This window comes from Paenibacillus sedimenti, assembly GCF_014534655.1.
In the GTDB taxonomy this organism is placed as follows: Bacteria; Bacillota; Bacilli; order Paenibacillales; family NBRC-103111; genus Paenibacillus_E; species Paenibacillus_E sedimenti.
The window spans coordinates 87,331-112,349 of record NZ_JACVVD010000014.1 but is presented as its reverse complement, the minus strand read 5'-3'; the positions used below and the strand labels follow the sequence as shown (position 1 = coordinate 112,349).

At 49.1% G+C, this 25,019-nt stretch carries 16 protein-coding genes, 2 pseudogenes and 1 riboswitch; of the genes and pseudogenes, 7 read left to right on the top strand and 11 right to left on the bottom strand.

What is annotated here, in order from left to right:
- Positions 1-150 precede the first annotated feature (150 nt).
- Positions 151-822, bottom strand: coding sequence for a hypothetical protein (locus tag ICC18_RS28360; protein ID WP_188177781.1), 672 nt, complete (start codon positions 820-822; stop codon positions 151-153).
- 208 nt (positions 823-1,030) lie between these two features.
- Positions 1,031-1,387: pseudogene (locus tag ICC18_RS28355) on the bottom strand (nuclear transport factor 2 family protein); the annotation flags it as partial.
- A 287-nt stretch (positions 1,388-1,674) separates the two neighbouring features.
- On the opposite strand from ICC18_RS28355, the gene ICC18_RS28350 reads away from it, so the two are divergent.
- Positions 1,675-2,331, top strand: a complete 657-nt coding sequence (locus ICC18_RS28350) for a transmembrane-type terpene cyclase (protein WP_188177779.1) — start codon at positions 1,675-1,677, stop codon at positions 2,329-2,331.
- 28 nt (positions 2,332-2,359) lie between these two features.
- On the opposite strand, the gene ICC18_RS28345 is transcribed toward ICC18_RS28350, so the two are convergent.
- The 3 genes from ICC18_RS28345 to ICC18_RS28335 form a co-directional block, all read right to left on the bottom strand.
- Positions 2,360-3,196 (bottom strand): copper amine oxidase N-terminal domain-containing protein, encoded by an 837-nt coding sequence (locus tag ICC18_RS28345; protein ID WP_188177778.1) that lies wholly within the window; start codon positions 3,194-3,196, stop codon positions 2,360-2,362.
- A 108-nt stretch (positions 3,197-3,304) separates the two neighbouring features.
- A complete protein-coding gene (locus ICC18_RS28340; protein ID WP_188177777.1) occupies positions 3,305-4,285 on the bottom strand; it encodes an alpha/beta hydrolase in 981 nt (326 codons plus the stop codon).
- A gap of 6 nt (positions 4,286-4,291) precedes the next feature.
- Positions 4,292-4,840 carry a PadR family transcriptional regulator gene (locus ICC18_RS28335; protein ID WP_188177776.1) on the bottom strand — a complete coding sequence of 183 codons (549 nt, stop codon included), beginning with the start codon at positions 4,838-4,840 and terminating at the stop codon, positions 4,292-4,294.
- A gap of 190 nt (positions 4,841-5,030) precedes the next feature.
- On the opposite strand from ICC18_RS28335, the gene ICC18_RS28330 reads away from it, so the two are divergent.
- Positions 5,031-6,311, top strand: a complete 1,281-nt coding sequence (locus tag ICC18_RS28330; RefSeq protein ID WP_188177775.1) for an MDR family MFS transporter — start codon at positions 5,031-5,033, stop codon at positions 6,309-6,311.
- Between the two features lie 206 nt (positions 6,312-6,517).
- Here the strand turns inward: ICC18_RS28330 and ICC18_RS28325 are convergent, their stop codons facing one another.
- Positions 6,518-7,270: a GTP pyrophosphokinase gene (locus tag ICC18_RS28325; RefSeq protein WP_188177815.1), complete on the bottom strand. Its 753-nt coding sequence runs from the start codon at positions 7,268-7,270 to the stop codon at positions 6,518-6,520.
- A gap of 276 nt (positions 7,271-7,546) precedes the next feature.
- On the opposite strand from ICC18_RS28325, the gene ICC18_RS28320 reads away from it, so the two are divergent.
- Complete coding sequence (locus tag ICC18_RS28320; RefSeq protein WP_188177774.1) at positions 7,547-8,362, top strand: hypothetical protein; 816 nt, start codon at positions 7,547-7,549, stop codon at positions 8,360-8,362.
- A gap of 27 nt (positions 8,363-8,389) precedes the next feature.
- Here the strand turns inward: ICC18_RS28320 and ICC18_RS28315 are convergent, their stop codons facing one another.
- Entirely contained in the window at positions 8,390-8,731 is a 342-nt protein-coding gene (locus tag ICC18_RS28315; protein WP_188177773.1) for a hypothetical protein, read from the bottom strand.
- A 122-nt stretch (positions 8,732-8,853) separates the two neighbouring features.
- Positions 8,854-8,986, bottom strand: a riboswitch (cyclic di-AMP (ydaO/yuaA leader).
- A 177-nt stretch (positions 8,987-9,163) separates the two neighbouring features.
- On the opposite strand from ICC18_RS28315, the gene ICC18_RS28310 reads away from it, so the two are divergent.
- Together ICC18_RS28310 and ICC18_RS28305 are read left to right on the top strand one after the other, a co-directional pair.
- Positions 9,164-10,396, top strand: a complete 1,233-nt coding sequence (locus ICC18_RS28310) for a DUF418 domain-containing protein (protein WP_188177772.1) — start codon at positions 9,164-9,166, stop codon at positions 10,394-10,396.
- Between the two features lie 116 nt (positions 10,397-10,512).
- Positions 10,513-10,914: a CHRD domain-containing protein gene (locus tag ICC18_RS28305; protein WP_188177814.1), complete on the top strand. Its 402-nt coding sequence runs from the start codon at positions 10,513-10,515 to the stop codon at positions 10,912-10,914.
- 80 nt (positions 10,915-10,994) lie between these two features.
- On the opposite strand, the gene ICC18_RS28300 is transcribed toward ICC18_RS28305, so the two are convergent.
- From ICC18_RS28300 to ICC18_RS28285, 4 genes and pseudogenes are all read right to left on the bottom strand, one after another.
- Positions 10,995-20,849 carry a cadherin-like beta sandwich domain-containing protein gene (locus ICC18_RS28300; RefSeq protein WP_188177771.1) on the bottom strand — a complete coding sequence of 3,285 codons (9,855 nt, stop codon included), beginning with the start codon at positions 20,847-20,849 and terminating at the stop codon, positions 10,995-10,997.
- A 305-nt stretch (positions 20,850-21,154) separates the two neighbouring features.
- Positions 21,155-21,706 (bottom strand): DUF3231 family protein, encoded by a 552-nt coding sequence (locus ICC18_RS28295; RefSeq protein WP_188177770.1) that lies wholly within the window; start codon positions 21,704-21,706, stop codon positions 21,155-21,157.
- Positions 21,707-21,771: 65 nt separating this feature from the next.
- Positions 21,772-23,307 (bottom strand): annotated as a pseudogene (locus ICC18_RS28290) (GMC family oxidoreductase N-terminal domain-containing protein); the annotation flags it as partial.
- The gene (locus ICC18_RS28285) at positions 23,258-23,869 is read right to left on the bottom strand and encodes a hypothetical protein (protein ID WP_188177768.1); all 612 of its coding nucleotides are present in this window, start codon (positions 23,867-23,869) and stop codon (positions 23,258-23,260) included. The pseudogene ICC18_RS28290 and the gene ICC18_RS28285, both read right to left, overlap by 50 nt.
- 191 nt (positions 23,870-24,060) lie before the next feature.
- Between ICC18_RS28285 and ICC18_RS28280 the strand changes: the two genes are divergently transcribed.
- Together ICC18_RS28280 and ICC18_RS28275 are read left to right on the top strand one after the other, a co-directional pair.
- Positions 24,061-24,546 carry an SRPBCC family protein gene (locus ICC18_RS28280; protein WP_188177767.1) on the top strand — a complete coding sequence of 162 codons (486 nt, stop codon included), beginning with the start codon at positions 24,061-24,063 and terminating at the stop codon, positions 24,544-24,546.
- 45 nt (positions 24,547-24,591) lie between these two features.
- Positions 24,592-24,990, top strand: a complete 399-nt coding sequence (locus ICC18_RS28275) for a DoxX family protein (protein WP_188177766.1) — start codon at positions 24,592-24,594, stop codon at positions 24,988-24,990.
- Positions 24,991-25,019 lie beyond the last annotated feature (29 nt).

The window sequence follows — 25,019 nt, the reverse complement described above, 5'->3', positions numbered from 1 at the left end:
CTTTGCTCCATTTATATGCATTTTGTGCCTGTAAATTTTGCTCAAAATGCGAATTTTCCTGCCGCTGGCGGAATTTACAGCATTATTAGCAGTATTTCCCTTTATTTAAGCATATACAGCGAAAATACCGGCACTTTTTGCAGCATTCTTCTATTTCACCTTACTTTGCAATAACTCAATCAGTTGCTTACCCGGATCCCGCATCTCCCCAGCTGGGTGATTTCCGTTTCCGTTGCCGTTGCCCGGACCGCCTTCTCGCATGCCATTGCCTTGACCTTTGCCTTGTCCTTTACCCTGACCCTGGCCTTGGGGCGGCTGCTGACCCTGCTCTGCGTCCTGCTGAGGCAGTGCCGGTTTGGCAGATGGATCTGCGTTGACCGTACCTCCGGCATCTGCATTCCTGCCTCCATTACCTCGATTGTTCATGCGCGTCGCTGCATCTTCCACGAACTTCTTCTGGGTATCCGTGAGCTTTTCAAGCAGCTTCGCCTTGCTGTCATCGGTCATCTCACCCTTCGAGACGATATCTTGAGCCGTCGTCAGCATAGCCTGCGCTTGCACTTTCGTAATCGCGAGCCCATCGGCTCTGTCCATCTGGAGCAGCGCTTGGAACGTCCCAAACATTTGGCGCTGCTGCTCGTTCATCGCAGGTCTATCTTGACCGGCGGGCTTGGAAGTAGCCTTGGTACTCTGGCTTTGCTGCTGTGCAGGCTGCTCCGTGCTTGCTGCGGCGGCATTTCCCTCCGTTGACATTGCGTTCCCGCAGCCACTTATTAACATCGGTATGATGACACACAGACCAGCTAATTTTTTCACCCTCATCTTTATCACTCCTATCTTTTTCCTACAAGAACAAGCTTACAATCCTTTTATGAACAAACTGGGAATAGAAGCTGAAACGAAGATAAAAGTTGACTTAAATTCGCATGAGAAAAGGAGATAATCGTCATGATCGCGGCTAATGCACCGCACGAAAACACAAAAAACACCCCTTCGGGTGTCTTTGCTCTTTTACCGCACAGAATTAATTTTATAAATCCTTGTTACCGTCTATGTATTTAAGGTTAAACCGAAACTTATCGATTTTCCAGTCGGTAGCCAGCTTCGTTAAATGAATGTTGTAGGTGCCAACAAACGTCCGCACATTTTGTCCTGTAGGATTCGGATAATATTGACTTATGATTCCATAGCAGAATACTTCCGCTTCATCGCCTGAGATGTCCACCAGATAGTTGCCGACCTGATGATGGATCGCCTGAAGCTTTTTCAGCCCTTCCTCCCAGCCCGCTGCAATCTGCTGAGCGCTCACTATCGAAGGTTCTCCGCCTCCCATTGAGCTCATATCGAGCAGCACCTCTGAGGCAAAACAGCGCTTTACGGCATCCCAATCCCGCTCATCTTTTTATTCTTGTGGATATGTCGGTCTGTGGATATGTTGACATCTCTGCCGAAAGTTATACACAGCAGGACTTTGCTGTCTGTGGACATTGTGAGCAAAAATGTGGATAACGCGAAAAAGCACCAACCCTATAAGTCAGCGCTTCATACGGCAGGCGGTATTGTTTGATATGTGCCAAAGCGAAGATGGCGTCTAAGCGCGCGAGCGGGGAATAAGTTGAACGAATCCATCATATGGTCTAATTAACATTCAGAAAAAGGGATGTGAAGGCATATATGGAGCACCTGCTTCCTTTCCCCATTGAACGGCTTTTACAAATTGGAATGGGATTTTTCTGGACAATCACCTATATCCTCATTATTTTTAAGGGCTTGCAAGACCGTACGGTCGGCATGCCTTTTGCGTCTTTGTGCGCGAACCTAACATGGGAAGCTATGTTTTCTTTTATTTTCCCTCTCGAACCGCTGCAATTTACCATTAATATGATTTGGCTCACATTAGACTGCATCATCCTGCTTCAATTTATCATTTATTTCAGAAGTATGTTCCCTTCCATTCGGTACAAATATGCCTTCCTATTGGGTTCACTAGCTACCGCCTTCTTGATTAATCTGGGAATTACGATCGAATTTCATGATATGGTAGGCAAATATTCGGCTTTCGGCATGAATTTTATGATGTCTTTGCTCTTTATCCTATTGGCGCTGAGGCAAGGAACGCGGGGGCAATCTGTTTATATCGGTTATACCAAATGGATTGGCACCTTTTGCTCGTCTATCTTGTTCTATTCTTTGTATCCTCAATCGCTTCTGCTGTTCATCCTATCTGCCCTTACTTTTATTCTGGACGTTATCTACATCATCGTGCTTAAACATCAATCCGCCAAACGATTTGCTTTCAGCGCCACAAATATGAGAAGAGCCACCCGCTAACGGATGGCTCTTCGTCTTGCTTCCCGGATTATTCTTCGTAAATGACTACGGATTGGGTTTCAGACTCCCATTTAACAGCTGCCTTTAAGGCTTCGCTCACAAAACGAACCGGCACAACCGTGCTGCCGTTTTCGATAGCTGCAGGAACCTCAAGCGTTACTTCATTCCCGTTAACAGTAGCTGTTTTGCTATCGATAAAGAGCTTCACCGTGATACCGTCGCGTGTAACGGTAACTGAACGCTCTTCTTCGTTCCAGCTAACCGTTGCTTTTAAAGCCTCGGAAATAGCCCGGAAAGGAACTAACGTGTTGCCCTCGCGGATGAAAGGAGCTACTTCAAAAGTAGGCTCTTCGCCGTTCACATACAATTTCACGCCTTTTTTCCCAAGCTTCTCGTACAATTTGCCGAGTTTTTTGTAAGAATCCAGATTTGTTACGTTAGCAATGATTGCTTCCTTTTGTACGTAAACCGCGTCAGTTACGCTTCCGTTCTTATCCAACAGATCGGCAACCGCTGACAATGCTGCGTCCTTCTCTTTGATGGCCTCAAGTTCAGCTTTCATTTCAGCTGTAAGATGAGTCTCGTATTTAGTCAAAAGAAGATCGGCAATCACAGCGCCGGCAGGCTTGTCCTTTACATTGTTGATCGCGTTGAGAAGCCCTTTGTATCCATTATGACCTTTGTCGCCGCCATAAGTATCGGATGTAACGGTCGCATCATCCTTTACCTTGAGATCGACCTTAACATTCACCGTATCCGACTTGCTCTCACTAGTGTTGCTTTTTTCCGATTTCGCCATTGCGGATCCTGCCATAAGGCTCGTTGCCAGTACACAGGATGCGAGTACCATCCATCTTTTTTTCATCTATTATTCGCCTCCTCAATTATCTACATTTAGTATATTCGGTATCTTCATCCGATTTTGTGAGGGTAGGCATGAATGAAAACCAAAAAATGGCGATTTTGTTACCTGTCAGATCTTGTAGATCCATTGTTTTACGGCATTGAATGTATGCGGATCCAGGAGCATCGTATCATGACTTAAACCCTTGGGAAGGATCCGTATGTCCGCCTTATTATATTGGCGAAACAACGGTTCGTACGCGTTTGCTTTGAATTCCTCATCGTCTTCCCCGATCAGAAGCAATGTCGGTTGTTTCAATGCCCTTAAGTAGTCTTGGTACTTCAAACCGGGCATGCGGCTTGTCGTTAGGCGGTAACTAAGCGCCAAGGTTTCAAATCCGTCGGAGGATTCAGCCAACTTATTTATCGACAGCACCTTCAAATGGTTAAACCGCTTGATACCCAAGAAGTTGAGTATCGTCAGACCAATGATTCGCGGCAAATTGACGGTTACCATTCGGGTCGATTCTTCTTCCGTATAATTGATTGGAGCATTTGGCGAAACGGCAGGCGCAAGCAAGAGGTAAGCCTGAATCAATTGCCCGTACTGGCTTCCGGCAAATCGTATGACGGTTCCTCCGCCCGCTGAATGGCCGCCAAGAACTATTTTCGCATCGGGTTGTTGCTCCTTAATGATTTCGATCAAGTCAGCCAGATCATCATCCAGTTGGCCTATATAATCACAGTCTCCCCGTCTTGCCGGCGCTTTCCCATATCCACGCAAATCCGGCGTGTACACCTGAGCAATATCATTGCGGGATAAAAGTTCCGCCAATCCGTGCAGATACTGTCCGTCAATACTAATGCCGTGCAATAAAATAACAACTGTCCGCGAATCGGCAGGATAATAGCGATAGTCAAGTCTGCTTCCGTCCCTTGTTGCATAAGAGGAGCGTTCAGAGAGCGTGGAATAGTCCTGCTTGAACTTAGGCAAGGCGGCAAGAACCTTTTCATTGAACGGCTTACTCTTGGGCTTCAGCATAATCAATATAAAGGGAAGTAGAAGACACAGCAGCAAAAGCACGACAATAACGCTAATCAATGTTAGCACGCTTCATCATTCCTCTCCATGTGACCTTAGATTGTCCTGGTGCTCTCTGAGCATGACTAAACCTGCTTTTAACGTCTCAATCTCATTGCGATGGCTATTGATTCCTAGAGAAAGACATATTTTTTGCGTTACCGTCATCCGGTCTCCTTGTTCTTGCTCAAACTGTTCGATAATCCGTAATGATTCTTCATACTCACGGATAACATCGGTAATCCACGAACTAACCAAATCAGGTTCAGCATGTTGACCGAAGAAAAGCCTTGTGGAAATATCCGATCTGACAATGTCTTCCGTAACCGGACTACGAAGATAAGCATGGAATGCCTCTCTCCCCTTGTCTGTTACGGCGTACACATGTTTGTTAGGTTTGCCTTCCTGAATGACAGTTTCTTTCACAATGAGTTCTTCTTTTTCCATCACCTTCAGAGCCGGATAGACACTGCCGAAACTAGCATCGTAGAAATAGGAAAATACCGTTTCAAAATCCTTCTTAATGTCGTACCCCGACTTGGTGCCGTCCATCAGTATTCCTAAAATGACATCCTGTGCTTTCATGAATCATCACCGTCACATTGTTCATATTCATATTATTAATATAAATAATGTGCATAATTTTGGCAATATTTTTTTTACCATGACCTGTTCAGCAGCTAGAGTGGCATGTTTTATGCTGCATTCGCCTTGTTTCAAAACGAAGAATGGTAGTATGATAAGTAAACACTTACATCCAGAGGTATAATTAGCAATGAAAATCAGAGATTGGGATATGAATTTGAAAATCCGCTTAGGCGGTGAAGCTGCTTTTAACGTTATTTTTTGGGCATTCTTTCCTTTTTTGTCCATTTATTTTGCAAATTCATTCGGTAAAGGCTTGGCAGGCCTGCTCCTGATCCTGTCGCAAGCGCTCTCGGTATTCGGCAATTTGCTGGGAGGCTATTGTGCGGATCGGTTTGGGCGAAAACGGATGATGGTCATCGCGGCCTTCGGACAAGCCATCGGATACGGAATCTTCGCTTGCGCCGCTTCACCCTGGATATCCATGCCGATCGTCGGCTTCATCGGATTCAGCCTCGCCAGCCTGTCCGGTTCCTTATATTGGCCGGCCAGTCAGGCTATGGTGGCTGACGTCGTCGAAGAGAAGCATCGCTCCAGCGTCTTTGCCATCTTCTATACGGCCGCGAATATGGCGGTTGTTGTCGGCCCCTTGCTCGGATCCATCCTGTACGAAGACAATCCGTACGCTGTATTGGCGGCTGCATCCGTTTTCTGCCTGCTCCTCGCCGTCCTGATGAACTGGCGCTTCAGCGAAACGCTGCCGAAGCACCTGATTGACCGCCAGCACGCCAAGGCAGGGGAACCGTGGTATCGGTTTTTGGCCGCACAACTGCGCGACTACCGAATTATTGCTTCCGATCGCGTGTTTTTGCTATTCGTCCTTGCAGGCGTCCTGCTTTCTCAGACGTTCATGCAGCTCGACCTGCTGTTTCCCCTTTTCTTAAAAGAAACGGTACCTATGACGACGATATTCGCCTATGGCGATTGGAACCTGCAATTGACCGGCAAGCAGCTTTTCGGGCTGATCGTCTCGGAAAACGGCCTTTTCGTCGCGCTATTCACTGTCGTTGTGACGAAGTGGATGCTCTCCTACCGGGACCGGTACGTGTTCATCGGCGGAGCGCTTTTCTACGCGCTCGGCATCGCGATGTTCAGCCAAATGTCCACGTTCTGGGGCTTCACCCTCGCCATCGTCGTGTTCACACTGGCGGAACTTATGTCTGCAGGCCCGCAGCAGGCTTTCGTATCAAGATTAGCTCCTGACCATATGCGGGCCCAGTATTTCGCTGCCTCCAGCTTACGCTTCACGCTCGGCCGCACAATAGCGCCGCTGTCGATCCCGCTTAGCGAATGGATTGGCTTCACGTGGACATTCGGCCTTTTGACCGGACTTGCCATCCTATCTGCACTCATGTACAACGTTATGTTCAACCGTTATGACCGCCAGACTGCGACTTTTGGGGATCTCTGACTGGCTCGATTTAGACGTTCAGAGCGTCGTTATTAGCGAACTGAGGACCTTGGCTAAGGACCTTGTTCCATTTTTTATGCGTAAACTAGAGGCTGTCCCATAAGGGTAACGCCGAGTGAGCCAGCCCCAAAATAAGAACGAAAAAACCTCCAAAACCACTTTTGAAGTGTGAATGGAGGCTTTTTCATACATGGAATCTTGACCGTTTATTTTTTTGTATCATCCAATAGCCCCAGCAAAGCTTGCGGTAGAGCAAATTGCTGATTGTTAATGATGATTCGGTTCAATTTTTCATCGTACATGTCCGACTGCTCTTCTTTGATGATTTCGATTTCTTTATGCAGCCGTTCCATTTGCTGATCCAGAACAGAAGCGGCATATGCGGCTTGTTTTAATTCTTCAAGAAGTCTCGCCGGTACCGCTCGATTGTCTTCGGTAAACTTATAATAAATTTTATGTTCCAAGCTCGCCCAGAAATCCATAGCAATCGTCCGAATTTGGACTTCTATACAGACATGTTCCCTTCGATCTGACATATGAACCGGCACTTCAATGATGAGATGAAGGCTCTGGTACCCGTTCTGCTTCGGGTGCTTGATGTAATCCTTTTCCTCCAGCACCTTCAAGTCGCTTTGATTTTTAAGCATTTCGCTAATTACGTAAATATCCGATATAAAAGAACAGGTGATCCGTAAACCGGCAATATCTTTTATGTTGTCTCGTATGTTGGGGAATGAAATGTCGCAACCTTTTCTATAAAGCTTATTCACAATACTTTCCGGTGACTTCAAGCGGCTTTTCGTATGCTCAATCGGGTTATATTCATGCAGCATCTCGAATTCCTGGACTAAAATTTCAATTCTTGTTTCCATTTCATCCAGCGCGAATTTATACATCATCATAAATCGGGTTATATCATGTTTAAACTGTTTCAATTGATTAATGGAAAGCTGGTTCATCATCATGCGCAATCGGCCTTTCCCATCTTTTATGGTTATTTTTCCATCTACCACTAGTTTAAAATACATGCAGAGCCTAGTGCAAATTTCTCGCGTGCGCCGTTGAACATCACTCTTTCTTGACACTCGCAGAGGCCTCTTGTATAGTTACACATATAGATTCATATGGACGACTTACGACGGAAGCACCCGTAAGAATAGGCTGACAGCCTTTCTTGCAGGTGCTTTTTTTGTCGTGAATTCCGTCACATTTAACCATTTAGGAGGAGGATCCTATTGAAAAAATTCATAAGTTCCAAAGCATTACTCGCCGTATTCCTGCTTGCTCTAGCCGCCCCAGCCACAGTCTCTGCCGCTGCCTCACTTGAAATTACACCTTCCATGCAATCATCGCTCGACAAAACGATCGCAGGCGCCACTCAGTCGCAGGCAAGTAAAATCAAATCACAATATAATGAATTCCTCACGTTTCAAAACCAAGACAAGGACTGGGATGCCAAAATCAGCGCTCTGTACAAAGAAAACGTAGAGAAAGAAACCGCACTCAATAAACAAATCAAAGAAATCGATGCAGCCAAACTAGCCAAATTAGAAGCGGAAGTGACACAGGCAAGGGAACGATACAAACCGTTATTTTCCCATTACACCGCATTGAATAAGCAGATTGAGGCGGCAAGATTGTTGAAAAACAAGGACCTTAACAGCATGCTCCGTTTTCAAGCCAACGCCCTGAGAATCCCTGTGCAACTGGCTCGTATGGACATCAAAGCCGAAGAAGAAGCATCCCGTGAAGCTAAAGACAAAACCTCCAAAACAATGAAAAAGATTCGCGGTACCCTCGCGGACATAGATCCAATCAACGTACAAATCAAAGCCAAGAAAGGCGCCATTAGAACCACCGAAACTAGCATAACTCCGCTATGGAGTGCGTTTAAACAGGCAGTGAAAAAAGGAGATGCACAGGGTATACTGAGCTCACTCGCCCCCCTCATCTCCCTATCGCGCCAAATTAATGAAGAAAAAGAAAAGATCATTAAACTCGAGACCAAAATCAGCGAAATAATTGCGATTGCAAAGGCGCAAGTGCCTTAAATGAATACCCGCCTGTACGCCAAAGTGCTATTGAACTGCATGGCTTAGGATTCTCTTCATCGCTTCCCAAAGAACGTCGCAAAGTTCAGCATCCTTATAACGACAACCCGATACGGATACCTGCCATACACCGGAATCAAAATGCATCTTAAACGAAGCATCACGGCCCGAGATGTAAGCGATCATCTGTCCAACGCTTAACAAAGGGAGTGATTTATGTTTCTCAACTCCAGCCAGATAATAGATCATCTCTTCTTGGTCAGCGAACAAGATATATTCGCCTTCTTGGGGCGTCCACTGGCTTCGAAGAATTTCCTTCTGATCATGATCAAGTTGATGCACGTGTTCTGCCTGAATACGTTGGTTCATGGCTCATCCTCCTTTATGATACGAATGAAGATGACAGCATCTGTAACATTGGGATGGAGCCTAAAATGCAAAAAAAGACCCGTAAACACGGGTCCGTGTATGCAAAATAGCATAAAAAAGCAGACTGACCCATCCTATGCTGACGAGGTTAGCTGTCGGGCTCGGGAAAGATGGTTCCCTACATGGATCATGATTCGCCCCAATTAATTGGTTCCCCCGCTTTCCGCCTTAACGGAAATTAAGCTTATTTTCATCATACTCAATTGCTTGGAATGCGTCAATTGGCTATTGTTCCAGCGTCGACGGTAAATTCTCTCATAAATCGTAACGATTATCCTCACGTATACCATCGAATTATCCCCAAGCATAATACCCTCTTTCACCATTGGGATGTATCGTGGAAGGTATAATCTTACTTATGAGGTGGCGTGAATGATGAAGGCAAATCCCGTTCCATTCAATGAAAGGAACATTGTGATTGATATTCTGAGAGGATTCGCATTACTCGGAATTTTATTGATGAATTTACCGCAGTTTTTTTATCCTAGCTGGATGTATGGCGTTTACAGCATTCCTTCAGAGTACACAGGCACAGATCGTGTAGGCGAGCTTTTGATCAGAATGTTTGTAGAAGGAAAATTTTTTACTATTTTTTCGTTCTTGTTCGGACTTGGATTTTTTATTTTCATGAAGAGAGCCGAATCCAAAGCTCTTAACATCAAACGACTTTATTTGAGAAGGATTGCGGCGCTTGCCCTGTTCGGAGTTGCCCATTTTTTTCTGGTTTGGACAGGAGACATCTTGCATTTATATGCAATAACGGGCTTATTCCTACTGTTTTTTCATAAAAGAAAAAGCAAAACCATTTTAATCTGGATCGTTTGCTTAGTCGCTGTATGGTTTGGTTTGTTCGGCCTAGCTTTTATAACGACTCCAGAACAAGCTCAGAATAGTATTCATGAAGGACTGCAACTCCTCCCCGTCGTTGATCAAATCTTTGATAACCTGACGTATGCGAAGTGGATCGATTACCAATTAAACATGGTAGCCCCTGCTGTCGCGCCATTCGAGCCCATTTTCATGCCGGCTATTCTGGCGATGTTTCTGATCGGCGTATTTAGCGGACAAAAGGATTGGTTCGCCAATCTTCCCGATAAAAAACGATCGATCCGTAAAATGTGGTTCATTAGTTTAGCAGTCAATCTTCCCTTACTATCTGCTTTGGCCGTTCTCCTAACCAAACAGGTCAATTTCGGTTTTCGCCATGAAACTGTGACCACCGTTCTCGTCCAATTCAGCGGGATTACCTTGAGTATTTTCTATATCTTATCTTTCCTTCTTCTCATGACGAATTCACAATGGATCACCCGACTTCGCCCCATTGGCTATGTCGGACAAATGGCATTGACCAATTATTTGAGCCAAACCATCATATGCGTCGCCTTGGCTGCCTTGTTCCATCTTTATCGGATAGGGACGATCCCAGCCATTCTGATGAGTATCTCAATTTACGCCTGTCAGATTGTATTCAGTACGCTCTGGATGCGCAATTTCCGGTATGGTCCCATGGAATGGGTCTGGCGCTCGTTCACGTACCTGTCATTGCAGCCAATGCGATTGAAAAAGCCAGTCCCCAGATCCAATAATCATATGCCCTTGCGATAACCTCTAAACCTCAGATAGAAATTCGTATATTTCTCTTACTATTAGGCCTATTAACAAACCATTCCTACCAACACTGAATAAATAGAAGTAATACTAGTGAAGGAGAGTGGTGTCTTATCAAAACATTCAGGGCAATCTTACGCGGTCGAAATGAGGTACCTCCAGTAAGAACAATAGCTTCTGGAAATGCATTATTCCAGCTGAACAGAAGCGGTACGCAATTACGATTCATACTTGTCATCCGAAATATTTCTCGCGTCACGCAAGGCCATATTCATCTGGGACGAATCGGCCAAAACGGTCCCGTAGTTGCCTTCCTGTTCGGCCCTAATAAATTTGGCATATCCGTAAGACGAGGAGTCGTTCGAGGTGTTTTGACTAATCAAGATTTAGTCGGCCAACTGGAAGGCAAAACGATCAGAGATTTAATCCGTGAGATCGAAAATGGCAACGCCTACGTTAATGTCCATACCATTCAAAATCCGGACGGAGAAGTTCGCGGTCAAATTCGCCGGTAAGATGATACCGCTCGATCTTTCATAATACAAAAGACACCTTTCCAGGTGTCTTTTGTATTAAATCGAGTTGAAAACCGTTCTTACTCCTGCTTCTTCAGCAATCTTCCAATGACGATCGCGGCTTGCGCGCGGGTCGTAATGCCTGCCGGCTCGAAGGTTTCATCCGTTACGCCCTGCATGAGGCGTTCCTTCAGTACCAAAGCAACTCCGCCTTTCGCCCAAGCTTGAATGTGACCACTGTCGACAAATTTATCCAACGCTGCTGTGTCCGTGGTCGAAGTGCTGCCAAGACCGAGAATTTGATAAGCCCGGCCGATCATTACGGCCATTTGTTCGCGTGTGATTGTCTCATTCGGTGCAAAAACTCCCGGATCCAAACCGTTTACGAGACCTTTCGAGGCAGCTGCCATAACTGACTTATAGTACCAAGCCTCGCGGTCCACATCCGTGAACTGCACGGCACTGGTGGTATCGGATACCGGTATAGCCAGTGCTCTTATAAGCATGGCAGTGAATTCTGCTCTTGTTACGGAACCTTCAGGTCTAAACTCCTTAGTCGATACGCCGTTAACGAGCAGACGGCGCGCCAACCATTCGATATCCTGCTTGGCCCAGTGCCCGACCATATCTTCAAAGCCGTTGGCAAAGATCATCGCGGCATATGAATCGGTGGTGCTGATATCAAACTTCAGCCCTTTGCCATCCGCATTCTTCTGGCTCCGGACATAAATCCAAGATTGGGAAGCAGCATCATATCGATAGACATCAGGGAGGCCTCCCTTCAGCTCAGCGAATTCTCCTTGCAGCGCATTCTTCGCAGACAGGGAAATTGGTGTAACACTACCACCGGTTACAGCCTGCACAAGAACGATTACCGATCCTGTAATCATTTTCAATGCTTCGTTTTGTTTACGGGAAGCCTCGGCAGCAGCTTTCGCGAGCTGATCCTCCGCTTTGGCAATAACTAACCGGATCGTCGTCCCTTCAGCCAAACCGCTGGTTTGAAGCGCGGCAGCATTCAGCCTCACATTCATCAGCTGCGTCTTCACCAACAATACCGCTTGCGCGCTCTCCAACTGGTGAAGCGCATCAATTGGAAGCTGCAGGATGATCTCATCCAGAGGCTCATTCGCTTCGACATAGAGTTCTTTCGATTTCTTTCCATCCTTCAAAGCTTCGGTAACCGCATCCTTACCGATGTCGATCACTAGGGCAGTTCCACCGCTCGAGGCTTTTTTCTTCTCTTTGACCGCAGTCTCACCCAAGTTCAGAGGGTCCTTAGCTGCCGGTGCTGGAGCTGAGCCGGGTGAAGTGTCGGGACTATCTGGATCGTTATTACTCGTATAGCTGACCTGAATCGTATACTCATTCGTCGCTCCCGATTCCGATTCAACTACCAAGCGGATGATTTTGTCGTTCGGGATCGTTACGATCTTCGATACTCCACTTACCGCAGCTGCGCCTCCGATGGTCAGCTTCGATTTGGCGTCATACACCGCTGCTGTTACCCCCAGCTCGGTTGTTCCTGTTGGAAGCTCCACGCTGTAGGCGGTTGTTGCCGGGTTAAACGCAGGCGTTAATGTGCCATTGCTTAACGTCAATGCTCTCAGATTGTTATTCCCAAAAGGATGCTTGACTTCAATCGTATACTCTTTCGTCGCTCCCGATTCCGATTCAACTACCAAGCGGATAATTTTGTCGTTCGGGATCGTTACGATCTTCGCTACACCGCTTTCCGCAGCCGCGCCACCTATGGTCAGCTTCGATTTGGCGTCATACACCGCTGCTGTTACCCCCAGCTCGGTTGTTCCTGTTGGAAGCTCCACGCTGTAGGCGGTTGTTGCCGGGTTAAACGCAGGCGTTAATGTGCCATTGCTTAACGTCAATGCTCTCAGATCATTATTCTCACTCAAGACAGGATGCTTGACTTCAATCGTATACTCTTTCGTCGCTCCCGATTCCGCTTCCACCACCACGCGGATGATTTTGTCGTTCGGGATCGTTACGATCTTCGATACGCCGCTTACCGCAGCCGCGCCACCTATGGTCAGCTTCGATTTCGCGTCATACACCGTTGCCGTTACTCCCAGATCGGTTGTTCCTGCTGGAAGCTCCACGCTGTAGGCGGTTGTTGCCGGGTTGAACGCAGGCGTTAATGTGCCATTGCTTAACGCCAACGTTCTCAGATCGTTATTCTCACTCACAACAGGATGCTTGACTTCAATCGTATACTCTTTCGTCGCTCCCGATTCCGATTCAACTACCACGCGGATGGTTTTATCGTTCGGAATCGTTACGATTTTCTCTACGCCGCTTACCGCAACCACACCGCCGATAGTCAGCTTCGATTTGGCGTCATACACCGCTGCTGTTACCCCCAGCTCGGTTGTTCCTGTTGGAAGCTCAACGCTGTAGGCGGTTGTTGCCGGGTTGAACGCAGGCGTTAATGTGCCATTGCTTAACGTCAATGCTCTCAGATCGTTATTCTCACTCAAGACAGGATGCTTGACTTCAATCGTATACTCTTTCGTCGCTCCCGATTCCGATTCCACCACCACGCGGATGATTTTGTCGTTCGGGATCGTTACGATCTTCGATACGCCGCTTACCGCAGCCGCGCCACCTATGGTCAGCTTCGATTTGGCGTCATACACCGCTGCCGTTACTCCCAGATCGGTTGTTCCTGCTGGAAGCTCAACGCTGTAGGCGGTTGTTGCCGGGTTGAACGCAGGCGTTAATGTGCCATTGCTTAACGCCAACGTTCTCAAATCGTTATTCTCACTCACAACAGGATGCTTGACTTCAATTGTATACTCTTTCGTCGCTCCCGATTCCGCTTCCACTATCACGCGGATGGTTTTATCGTTCGGAATCGTTACGATTTTCTCTACGCCGCTTACCGCAACCACACCGCCGATGGTCAGCTTCGATTTGGCGTCATACACCGCTGCTGTTACCCCCAGCTCGGTTGTTCCTGTTGGAAGCTCCACGCTGTAGGCGGTTGTTGCCGGGTTAAACGCAGGCGTTAATGTGCCATTGCTTAACGTCAATGCTCTCAGTTCGTTATTCTCACTCAAGACAGGATGCTTGACTTCAATCGTATACTCTTTCGTCGCTCCCGCTTCCGATTCCACCGCCACGCGGATGGTTTTATCGTTCGGGATTGTCACGACCTTCGTTACACCGCTTTCCGCAGCCGCGCCACCTATGGTCAGCTTCGATTTGGCGTCATACACCGCTGCTGTTACCCCCAGCTCAGTTGTTCCAACTGGAAGCTCCACGCTGTAGGCGGTTGTTGATCTGTGGAACGCTGGTGTCAATGTACCGCTGCTCAACGTCAATGCCGATAGCGTAGCGTCAGTCGATGGCGGATTCGCCTCTCGCTTCACCTCAATGGTATACTCTCGAACGGTCTGGCCATCCTCTGCCGTGACACGGATGGCAATGTCCCCTTTGTCCGGAACCCGTACGGATTTAGCCGTGCCGCTGACGGCTTCGACGCCGTCTACGGTGAGCTTCGCTTTCGAATCAGCTGTCACCGCCGTAACTTGTATGTCTTCCGCCGTCTGCGATACTTTCACCGTGTAAGAAAGACGTTCCGGATCAAAATCCGGCGACAACACGCCTCCGGCTATCGACAGTGCCGATAGCTTGGAATTCGTTCCAGCCGCTTGCCTGGAAACCTTCAACTCCTGCTCGCTCGACACGTTGCCTGCAGCGTCTGTGGCCGCTCCGCCCAACACCTTCAATGTCGTTTCACCGGCCGGCAATGGTTCTGTCAGACTGATGAGCAGAGTATGATTTCCACCCGCCGCTGCGGATCGAACGACCGAAGCAATCGCTTCGGCGTTGCCGTTCAAATCTATCTTGGATGCGTCTATCGCGGCTCCAAGCGGTTCATTAAACGTCAAGCTGAGGATCATTCCTCCCTCATCTACCGTCGCGCTGGTGGGAACCGGTCCTGCTTCATCGCGCAGGCTAACCGTGAATCGACCGGCATGGCCTTCTCTCATCCATACGCCGGCATAGCTTTGGAAGAGGTTCGCCTTCACCTTCAAGGCGTAATCCGAGCCAACCTTCAAAGCGGATGCGTCCTTCGGCGTAAAGCGGAGGGTCGTCGACAGCGTCTCCTGTCCGGCAGGATCCGCCGGATTCAGCTCCGGTTTTACGAACGACAGCGTTCCCTCCACCTCCTGGCCATCCGGTCCAGTCACCGTCACCGCTTGCGCCTGGATATTCGAAGGCACCTTCACGTACTTGCTGAATTGAATATCCATGTAACCGCCGCCACCGTAAGTGACTCCCGTCACCGTCTGAACCTTCGGCGATTCCCAGGAAACGAGCCCCGCGTTCACCTCGGTATGCGGCGGCGGAACGTCAAGCTCCGCGCTCGTCTTCGTCTCGTAGCCTTCCTTCTCCCAGACGACCTTCCACTTGCCCTCTGGAACATCCCAGCCATATTTGCCTTGATCGTCCGTGTTATGCGGATTCACTTGCTCATACGGCCCCGCGTCCCACACGGTCCATTCTTGGCTGACCGGGTCCTTATAGAGGACCGTCGCCTTCACGCCGCTCAGACGATTCGTCGGAACGGCTTCATAGATATAACCGCTCGGATCATAGATCCAGCGAGGACGGGCGATTTTCTTGCGCTTCAACTTCTTCTCGTCGACTTCTTCGTCCAAACACTGATTATATCCGGTACCGATCGCGTCAATCTGTGAGTCCACGTAGTTATCGATTTGTTGTCCGGCTACCGCCGTCGCGCCTGCGGCTGCAATCGCGCCCGGACCGGTCAAGCCCATCGCGGCCGTCCAAGCTCCGAGCCCGAACTTGGTCACCTCGCCCACGACGAGGGATTTCAGCGCATGCCCCGCTTGCTTGACCGTCTTCGGGAGCTCCGCGATGCAATCCATCCCGAAGCTTTCGACTCTACCCGTGATTTTCATGACTTTCTCGGCGAATCCCATCGTATCCGAATATTGCTTCTTGATCCCGTTGATCTTGCCGAACTCTTCTCCGCCAGGCCCGAACTGCACGAACGTTTCCGTCGTCACATCAGTAAGTACCGGGTCGTCAAACGTTTGGACATCCCCGGCTGCCAGTGAGGCCGTAAGGCCCTCCGGCACGCCGTTCGGAAACAGTACGTTCATCGGAATATGACCCTTCGATACGGTCTTGAACCCGTCTTCCGTCTCCGTCGCTCCGAACGTTGCGTTCAGGATCGGCAACCCCGACCTCTCGGCCATCTCCAGCTCTTCTTTCGTCGCCTTATAGCCGGAGTTCAGTCCGATCGTCAACGTAACCGTGGCCTTAAGGTCTTTCAATTGCGGGAAGATGAACTGCACGGTGCCCGAATATTTGCCGTTCTTCAGTTCGAATGGAGACTTCACTTCCAGCTTGAAATCGTGCATCGTCGGCGGAAGAGACTGGCGCACCTCCTCAAGAGAGGGGTATCGGCCATCGTTTACGAACGGTTCCGGTTTGGTATCATAGTCGACATAGATATCGCCGAGGGCACCTCTGCCGGTCGGGGTCACCGCGTGAAAAAAGTTTCCGTCCCTTACCGCCTTGATCGGATCGCCGGTCTGACCATCCAGATAGATGTAGACATTCTCCACCTCATCCGGCTTATCGAACTTCAGATCGAACTGGAACGGGTTGCCCGGCCTGACCGTATAGGCAAGACGGGAGATCCCTTCCCGGGTATTGAGCGTCACCCATCTGCCATCAGGCGCTTGGGACATGGCGACTTCCAGCAGCCGCGGCTTCTTCGTATCATAGCTTATATAAGAGACCGGCGACTGAAGCGTCACGCCCCCCGCTTCCGTCTCTGCCCGAAGTGCATGGGTGCTGGGATCGCCCAGATCGTTCAGCTCCGCCTCCAGGCTCCAGACTCCCGAAACGGCAGCCGGCGCGCTGCCGATCAACGCTTTGCCGTCGTATACCTTGACCGTACTTCCCGACGGTGCGACTCCGCTCAGCTTGACGATCGGACTGAAAACCCTCTCCGGTACCTCAAGCGTAACGAGCGGTACATCCAACTGGATGCTGCCGATCGTCTCTTCCACCTGCTCCGTGCCGATCTTGGCGCGTATGATGGCGGAAGTTTTCAACGAACGCTGGTTAAATGCCGGATCCACCTTTACTTGGAAGCCGATCGTGCCGGACTGTTTCTTCGCCAGCGTCCCGATCGGAACGATCAAGGACTGGCCTTCCAATCGGGCATCCCCTTCCGTCGCGGCTCCGCTTATGACAATGCGGCCGCCTGCATCCTTGACCGGCGTCATCCCTTCCGGGATGTCGAATATGAGACTGACGCCGGTCGCCTCCGAATCGTTCCGGTTGTTGAATCCGGCTCGGAAGCTTACCGTACCGCCTGGCAGTACCCTGCTGCTCAGGGCATCGTAATGGTTGCCGGCATAATTGGAGAAATACTTCTTCCCGCCGAACGTTACCGTCCCGATCGGCAAAATTTGTTTATCCGCTACCGTAAACTGCACATTCGCATATTCGTAATCGACCTGGTCGCCAACAGGACGTCTGGCCAGCTCCATGAGATAGGTGCCAGGCTCCGGAACGTTAATATCGAACGTGCCGTCCTCCGAGAAATCGTCGTCTCCGACGTACCTCGACGAAGTTTTGGATCCTCCGACCAGCTTGTAGATCCTTCCGTTAATCCACCTGTGATCCGTCTTCGCCAGTTTCCCTTGAATTCGGCCTCCCTTCTCCTCGAAAAACAGCTTGGCGGTTGCGTTGGAGTTCTCATCCAACGTCACCTCATCGCACACGGTCATAATCGCCGGTTTCGAGCTCGTGACGCATACCGATACCTTCTGTCCCGGTAATCCCCCGAAGTGATAGGCATTTGAAAAATACCCCGACATATAACCCCCAGGCATATGGCCGAACTTCGATTCTATGACTGTATGAAAGCCCAATTGCTCCAGATTGACCGGTTCGCCGAAATCGCTGTCCTCCAGATATTTCAGGCGAACCTCCAAATTGATGACGCCTGTACTGGGCTGACGCACCGGGATATTCAGCTTGGTGGTCTGTCCTTCCGCGATTTGCGCCGTCACAATGCCGCCCGCGCTGTAATGATAGGCCGACTCATATAGTTCGAGCTTCGCCTCGCCTTCCAGCAGGGATAGACGGTAAGCTCCATCCAGATTCGTCCGCGTATTCCGGACGATCGGCTTGCCTCGGAACATTTGGGTCGCGGTAATGAACGCGTTTTTCACCGGGCTGCCGTTCGGTGCCGTAACGACCCCTTCCAGAACGCCTTCTCCCGGTGCTTTAAGAATGACCTTCGGCTCGTTCGCACCCGGAATGAGTTTCACCCGCTGGTCTGGTACCGGCTCTACCAGCCGATCTCCGATGTCCACTTTCGCGACGATCGTCGTTCCGACTTTCAAGCCTTCCTCCCAATCCGTCCATCCGTCTGAGCGGGTGTACGTCATACCCAAGTAGTTCTGTTCCTCGTCGAACAATTGCATTTGCACGTTCGCGGCCGGTTGCCCGGTCTGATCGATCACTTGAAATCTGAGCTTCGCCGGCTGTTCGATGGCCAATGTAAAGGATTTCTTCCGGCCGGCCCCCACCTTCAATTGCTCTTGCTTCGCCCAAATATGACGGAAATCCGGAGAGCGAAGGACGATGGTGTAGTCTTTGTCAGGCACAAGGCCTTCCAGAGATACAGGATCGTCTCCTGTAAGAATCGTAACTTGTTCGCCATATTGGCCGCTCGACAAAGACAGAATCCCATCCTTCAAGCTGCCCGAACCGGGATTGTCGAAGGCAATGACCGCGGTTCCCGTTACCTGAACCGGGAGGTCAAAGGCCTGCTTCTCCGTTACGGTCCCCGGTGACTCGGGATCGGTCATCTTCATCGTCAAGGAGGTGATTTCGCTCGTATTCTCCGCCATCCCCCAAACGGCTTCGTACTTCCCCGGCGATGCCGCTCTCTCCGTCAACGTTAGCGGCAGCTTATGCGTTTCTTCGGTGGAATCATCTTTCCACGTTTTGTAGGTCAACTCTCCTGTTATTTGTTTGCCTGGGTTTCCGTACGCGAAAAAATTCAGCTTGCTGCCCGCCATCGGCAAACCCATGACGGTTGTTTTCTCGGCATCCCACCCAATTTGCAGCGTATCGCCGGGGGTACCGCCGCCTGCGTCCAACTTATAAGTCGGACCGCCATAGCTTTCATGATAGTCCGTATTTACCGCTTCAATCTGGAACAGATGCTCGAAAGTTGGTAAAAGCCCTGATGCCGTAAAGGAGCCTCCTGTTCCTCCGTATGGAACATAGCCTATTATCTTACCGTCCTGGTAGACATGATAGCCGAGTATGCCTTTGGGATCTGTAGCGTCCTGCCAACTCAGCGTAACACTATCAACCGTCCGGTTGGATGGCTGCAGCTGGCTGCCCGCTGGCCAGACTGGCACCGTCCCTTTCGCGGCAATAAAAATACCAGGGAGTTTGAACTCATCCGTGCCGTCAAACTTTGCCCAATACTCGGAGAAATAAACAACCAACGATCCGCCACGGCCGACGACCGGCCCCATGCTCGGATTAACTAGCCTATAGGGTGCGTTCTGAACGCTAACTCGCTCCGCCATCTGCGCTGCCACATCCGCAACATAAGCTTCCTTAGGGAAATCGTTCTCATCGTCATTATCGGAATCCGTGTCTGTCTCATCCACCGCTTCATATGCTAGTTGAAACCCAACATAAAGACCGTCATCACTGATGGCCGGCTGCTCGCTATCCCGACTGAACGGTATGCCGCCAGCTCCAATGGAAACGCGCTTCGTCATTGCCGATCTTTTGTCGTAAACAAAAATATCTTTCAGATCGTTCGTATCGTCAACAACGAGATTGCGCGCTTCAGATTCATACGCAATGACTTGACCATCGTCGCTGATAGACGGGTGGCTGCTTCTGCCGTCCGCCTCCTCACCATTCAGACCGGCGCTGACTCGCTGGAATGGCGCGTTCCCTCCTTCACGGTCGTAAACATAAATATCCGGATGGTCATGGGAGTCATCGTCAACAAGTTTCGCATCTGTCTGAAACGCAATGTAGCGTCCGTCCCAACTGATAGAAGGTGCATTACTGTCACCGTAGTCATTATCTTTCATTCCGACTCGTGTGCTGATCCGCTGGATCGAGCCTGACTCGCGGTCATACACGAACACATCCCTAAGATCGTCGGTATCTTCCGGTACAAGCCCCGCAGCATTGGAATCGAAAGCGACATATTGGCCGTCAGCGCTAATGGATACCATATCGGTATCGTCATCGAAATCTCTCTTGCCCGTATTCCCCGTAATGGCAGTAAGCATTCGAGTTTCTCGGTCGAACAGGTACACCGACGTCCGCGGCTCCGGCAAATGGATGCCCTCAGCATACGAAAAAGCAACGTATCGGGCATCACCGCTGATGTCAAAACGAAGTATTTGATTCGCTAGTATCGGTACTTCCGCACTATACACATTGTCCGTGACTCCAGTCACACGGTCATAAACAGAAAGAACCTGTTTGAGTTGGCTTTGATCTGCAGCTAAATCTAACCGATTGAAGCCAATGTAACGCCCGTCCGTGCTCAGCTTGAGCTCCGGATTATCTCTGTTATAATATAATGTCGGAATCAGACTGCGATCCACCTTGGATAGCAAATTCCACGATAACGACGCGTTCGCCGCCACCGTCGTAACCGGCGCAGTTGCCGCACTGTGCTTGCTTGCACTTTCGCCTGGATTATCCAACGCGGCATAAACCGCTTTCATTAAATTGGATTTCATTGGATCTTCAACGGCCTTCTGTTCTCCCAACTCGGCAGCCGACGCCGCAGAGAGATCCGAAAGGATCAGCACAATGGCGAGCAGAATAGCCGTTCCTTTTTTCCACATATTCCTTACGCTACGATTCATTGAATAGCAACCTCCGTAAATTTGATACATATTGTATCATTATAACATTGACAAGCCCTTGTGCAATAGTGACTTTAGCGTCCATAAGGAAAAAGGAAAACCTCGTCACTAATTCGAAATCCGCGAATCTGACTGGGTCGTCGATATCGGGCCCGAAGGGGGCGATGCGGGCGGAATGGTCGGTGCTGCGGGTACTCCTGAGATGATCGCTCTTGTCGATGATTCGCATACCGGGAGCTTTCTGAGGGAAGCACTTGATGACGGAGCAGCAAAATAAATTACAACTCTACGAATTAAAACGCCGGTCAATGACCGGCGTTTTGCAATGCTTCCGTTTTAAAATACGGGGGTACTTTTAACCATCCTTTTTTCATTAATAGATCTTTTAACAGTATCGAGTAAGTTACCTTCTTTATCTGAAATTTGGCAAACATAGCCGCTACATCCGGACGTACCGCCTCCGTCATCCCCCGGCAAGCATAATTTATTCCCATCATAATATTAAAACTAAGAAGATTCGCCACTTCCTCGTCAGACAACTTGGAACCCTCCGGCATATTCCGGAAATCGCCAACCGGCTTTTCCGGCGTTCCCTGGGGCAACGGGATACCTTCTGCTTTTAAAAACTCCGTTAAATCCGTGAATATCGGACCATGGACATCGTTAATGACTACTTTTATCTTCTCCTTAAGTTCAGGATCCTGAACAATATTGAAAGATACCTGTTCACCGCGCATGGATTGTTCCGTTGCCGCCAAATAAAACCATAGATTCATCACTTCTCCGACATTTAGAGGCGGCTTTTCGCCATCCAGAAACGGCTTAATCGCATCATTGAATACTTCCATGATATTCATGTTCACAGCTCCATTTTTTTCTTATTAGAGTACCCATCGGTATGGAATTTATTTTATGGCTGCCTTTAATTAAAATATTTGTCGGCCAGTTTCTCAGCTGTTCGAGTGGCGAGGGCTTGCGTAGTAAGCGTAGGATTCGCCCTGCCCAACGCATTAAAGTGTACACTATTATCAGCTATGTATAGCCGTTTGGTCTCGTAGGATTCACAGTTTTCATCGACTACAAACCCCATCCTCATTGTGCCCTCCATATGTATCATTAGGGAAGCCGGCCAATCCGTCCGGAGCACCTTTTTGGCTCCTGCTTGCCGCAAAATTTCCACTGCGATTTTAACCAGTTCGTTGCGGTTCCTTCGCCCCCGTTGTCCGGAAACGTAGCTCACCTTCGGGACAGGTCCATGTTCATCCTTATTATCAGGATCAACCGTAACCCCGTTTCGATAATCGACCTCATCATCTGCAAATATGACGATGCTTAGCGTTCTACGATAGTTTTCCATCCACTGCTGCAGCTCGGGCCCTATGACGCGGCCTTGCACATACCACGGCATTCCGGTAAGGGGCGGATGCAAGGAACTGTATCCGGACTGACTTATTCCAAAGCTCATAGAGGCGGCTAGTCCGGGGCTAAGCCCTGTAACTAAAATGGACCCAAGTCCGGGATAGTCCAGCCTTCCCCCTGATGTATGACCTACAAAGGGATTAATGTCCGGGCTTCCCAAAATGGAGACCAAATCTCTTTCATCAAACATTCCCGTGACCCAGTCAAAATAATGATTCACCAGCCCCCTTCCTACCCATGGATTGCCGGGCAAGTCCGAGTTTAGCCAAAGCCGTGGACTTTCAATCGCTCCGGCAGCCATGACCACAACTTTAGCCCTGATCTCTTCCGTCTGCTCTGTCCATGTATCCCTTATGCGTACGCCAATTGCACGCAGCCCTGCCGCCGGTTGATGCTCCGTCAAAATTCGGATAGCAAATGCGTTGGGTCTTATGGTTACACAGCCTGTTCGCAACGCAAGCGGGACATAGCTTACATTGGTTGAACGCTTTGCAATTTTATCTACCGAGGGTCCGTGCGGACATCCGTTGATACAATGACCGGCTAGGGTGCAGCCTTGCATCCAGGATAACTGCTCCGCCGAATAGCCCGGATCGGTAAGGTTCTTATTCGGAGGTAGAATGGCGTTGGGCTGTGGGCGATAGCCAGGAGTTGTCACATCCAGTGTAGGAATCAGCCGCCAACCGGCCTTTTTCGCGCCGTAAAAAAACAGTTCCTCTTTGGAAGTCATAGGCGCAAATTCAACCGGCAGCGTCGCTTCCACTTTTTCATAATAAGGAACCAGCTCGCGGTAAGAGATCGGCCAAACATGGTCAACCGTCACAGGAAAAGCTCGGGGACAATTGGCAAGATAAGATTGCGTAGTCCCTCCGACACCGGAGTTTTGCCAAACAAACCCCCGCTCCATGACATTCCGAAACCACGGAGGGCGACTTCTATCCGCTGGCCCCCAACGAAGTCTTCCTGTGATCAAGTCATTCATTTCACCTTCATACTTGTTGTATTGCTCCTTGAACAGATATATATTCAAATCGTTCGGCCGGAGGAAAAAACTCAACCTGCCGGTAGTCCGGAGGGAAAAGGCGGGTTGTTCCATACCCGAACCATTCTGAATAATAGCCAAACATCGTTAATTGATTTAACGAATCTATCATGGTTTGTATGATTCCGGGGTTGTTTTGATAGGGAGGGGGCAATAGTTGAAGGGGGATGTCAAGCCGATCAAGCAGATCCAATGTTTGCTGCCTATCTACGCGTGACAGAGCAGAAAACAGCCTGCCGCCCGGGAAGAGCAAAGCGTTTAGCGGATGCTGAGCTAGCCCGCTCCGAATTAATTGCTCAGCCCCCATATCAAGCAATTGCGCTGTTGACCTTAATAGAGGGATCGGATTCCGATTCTTGTTTACCGGAACAAATTGCGAATGATCAATCTCCCTCATCACGAATTGGTCCATACAAAGCTGAACCGCTCCGGCTACAAGTTCAGTCCCTCCCCCTTCTACATGTCTGCATGTAGGTGGAATTATCGCATCTACCAGCGCTTGAAAAGTCACTCTGGTGTACGTATCCCCCGTGCCATTGCTTCCATTGGATCGCGACATTCAACTCACCACCTATTCATCGAGCCGCTTCGCTATACTATTTACATATATTTGTATCTGCTGCTCGATATGTCAGATCATGACAAATGGACGATTCGAAAAAAATATTGAATATTCCTTTACAGGAATATTCCTGTCATGGTATATTTAAAGCAGATAGCAAGAACAAACCAATTTGGAGGAATGATAAAATGAAAGAAACTCAGGCAACAAACAACACCGTTACATCCGTAACAGGTCAAGAGCTTCGTATCACTCGTATCTTTAATGCGCCGCGGGAACTGGTGTTCAAGGCTTGGACAGATCCTGAGCATTTGCCGAAATGGTGGGGACCCAAAGGCTTTACGATTACGGTTCAAGAAATCGACATAAGACCAGGCGGGGTATGGCGTTACGTCATGCACGGTCCCGATGGCGTTGATTATGACAATAAAATCGTCTATCGCGAGATCTTAAGCCCCGAGCGACTCGTATATTCCCATGGCGGGGGCGGTGAGGATGATCAATTTCAAGTGACGGTTACGTTTGCCGAGCAGTCTGATACGAAGACCGATCTCACCATGACGATGCGCTTTAAATCCGCCGAGGAGCTTGATAAAGTGGTCAAAGAATATGGAGCCATCGAGGGAGCTAAATCAACACTTAATCGTCTTGAGGAACAACTGGCCAACATGTAAGAACCACTGTACGACAACCTACAAATTGAAAGGAGTAAAATATTCATGAAAAAAACAAAAGTTATGTATTGGATTTTTACGGCTCTACTGATAGCCTTAATGGGATTCGGTGCTATTCCGGATATCCTCTCTTTGCCGGATGCGGTTGCTTTATTTGATCATTTGGGCTATCCCGCCTATCTCCTCCCCTTTCTTGGCGTGGCTAAACTATTAGGTCTTGCAGCGATACTGATTCCCGGCTTGCCGAGAATTAAGGAATGGGCTTACGCCGGGCTTGCTTTTGACCTGATTGGCGCGATGTATTCAAGTATAGCTGTGGGCGATCCTGCCAGCGGCTGGGTGTTTTTCTTCATCGGATTTTCTGTGATCGCCGGATCCTATGTATGCTATCATAAGAAACAAAAAGCGGCTTCATTAAATCAGCCGATCCGCTTAGCGGCATAAACCGGAACCGCGAATCTTGTTGAAGGAAG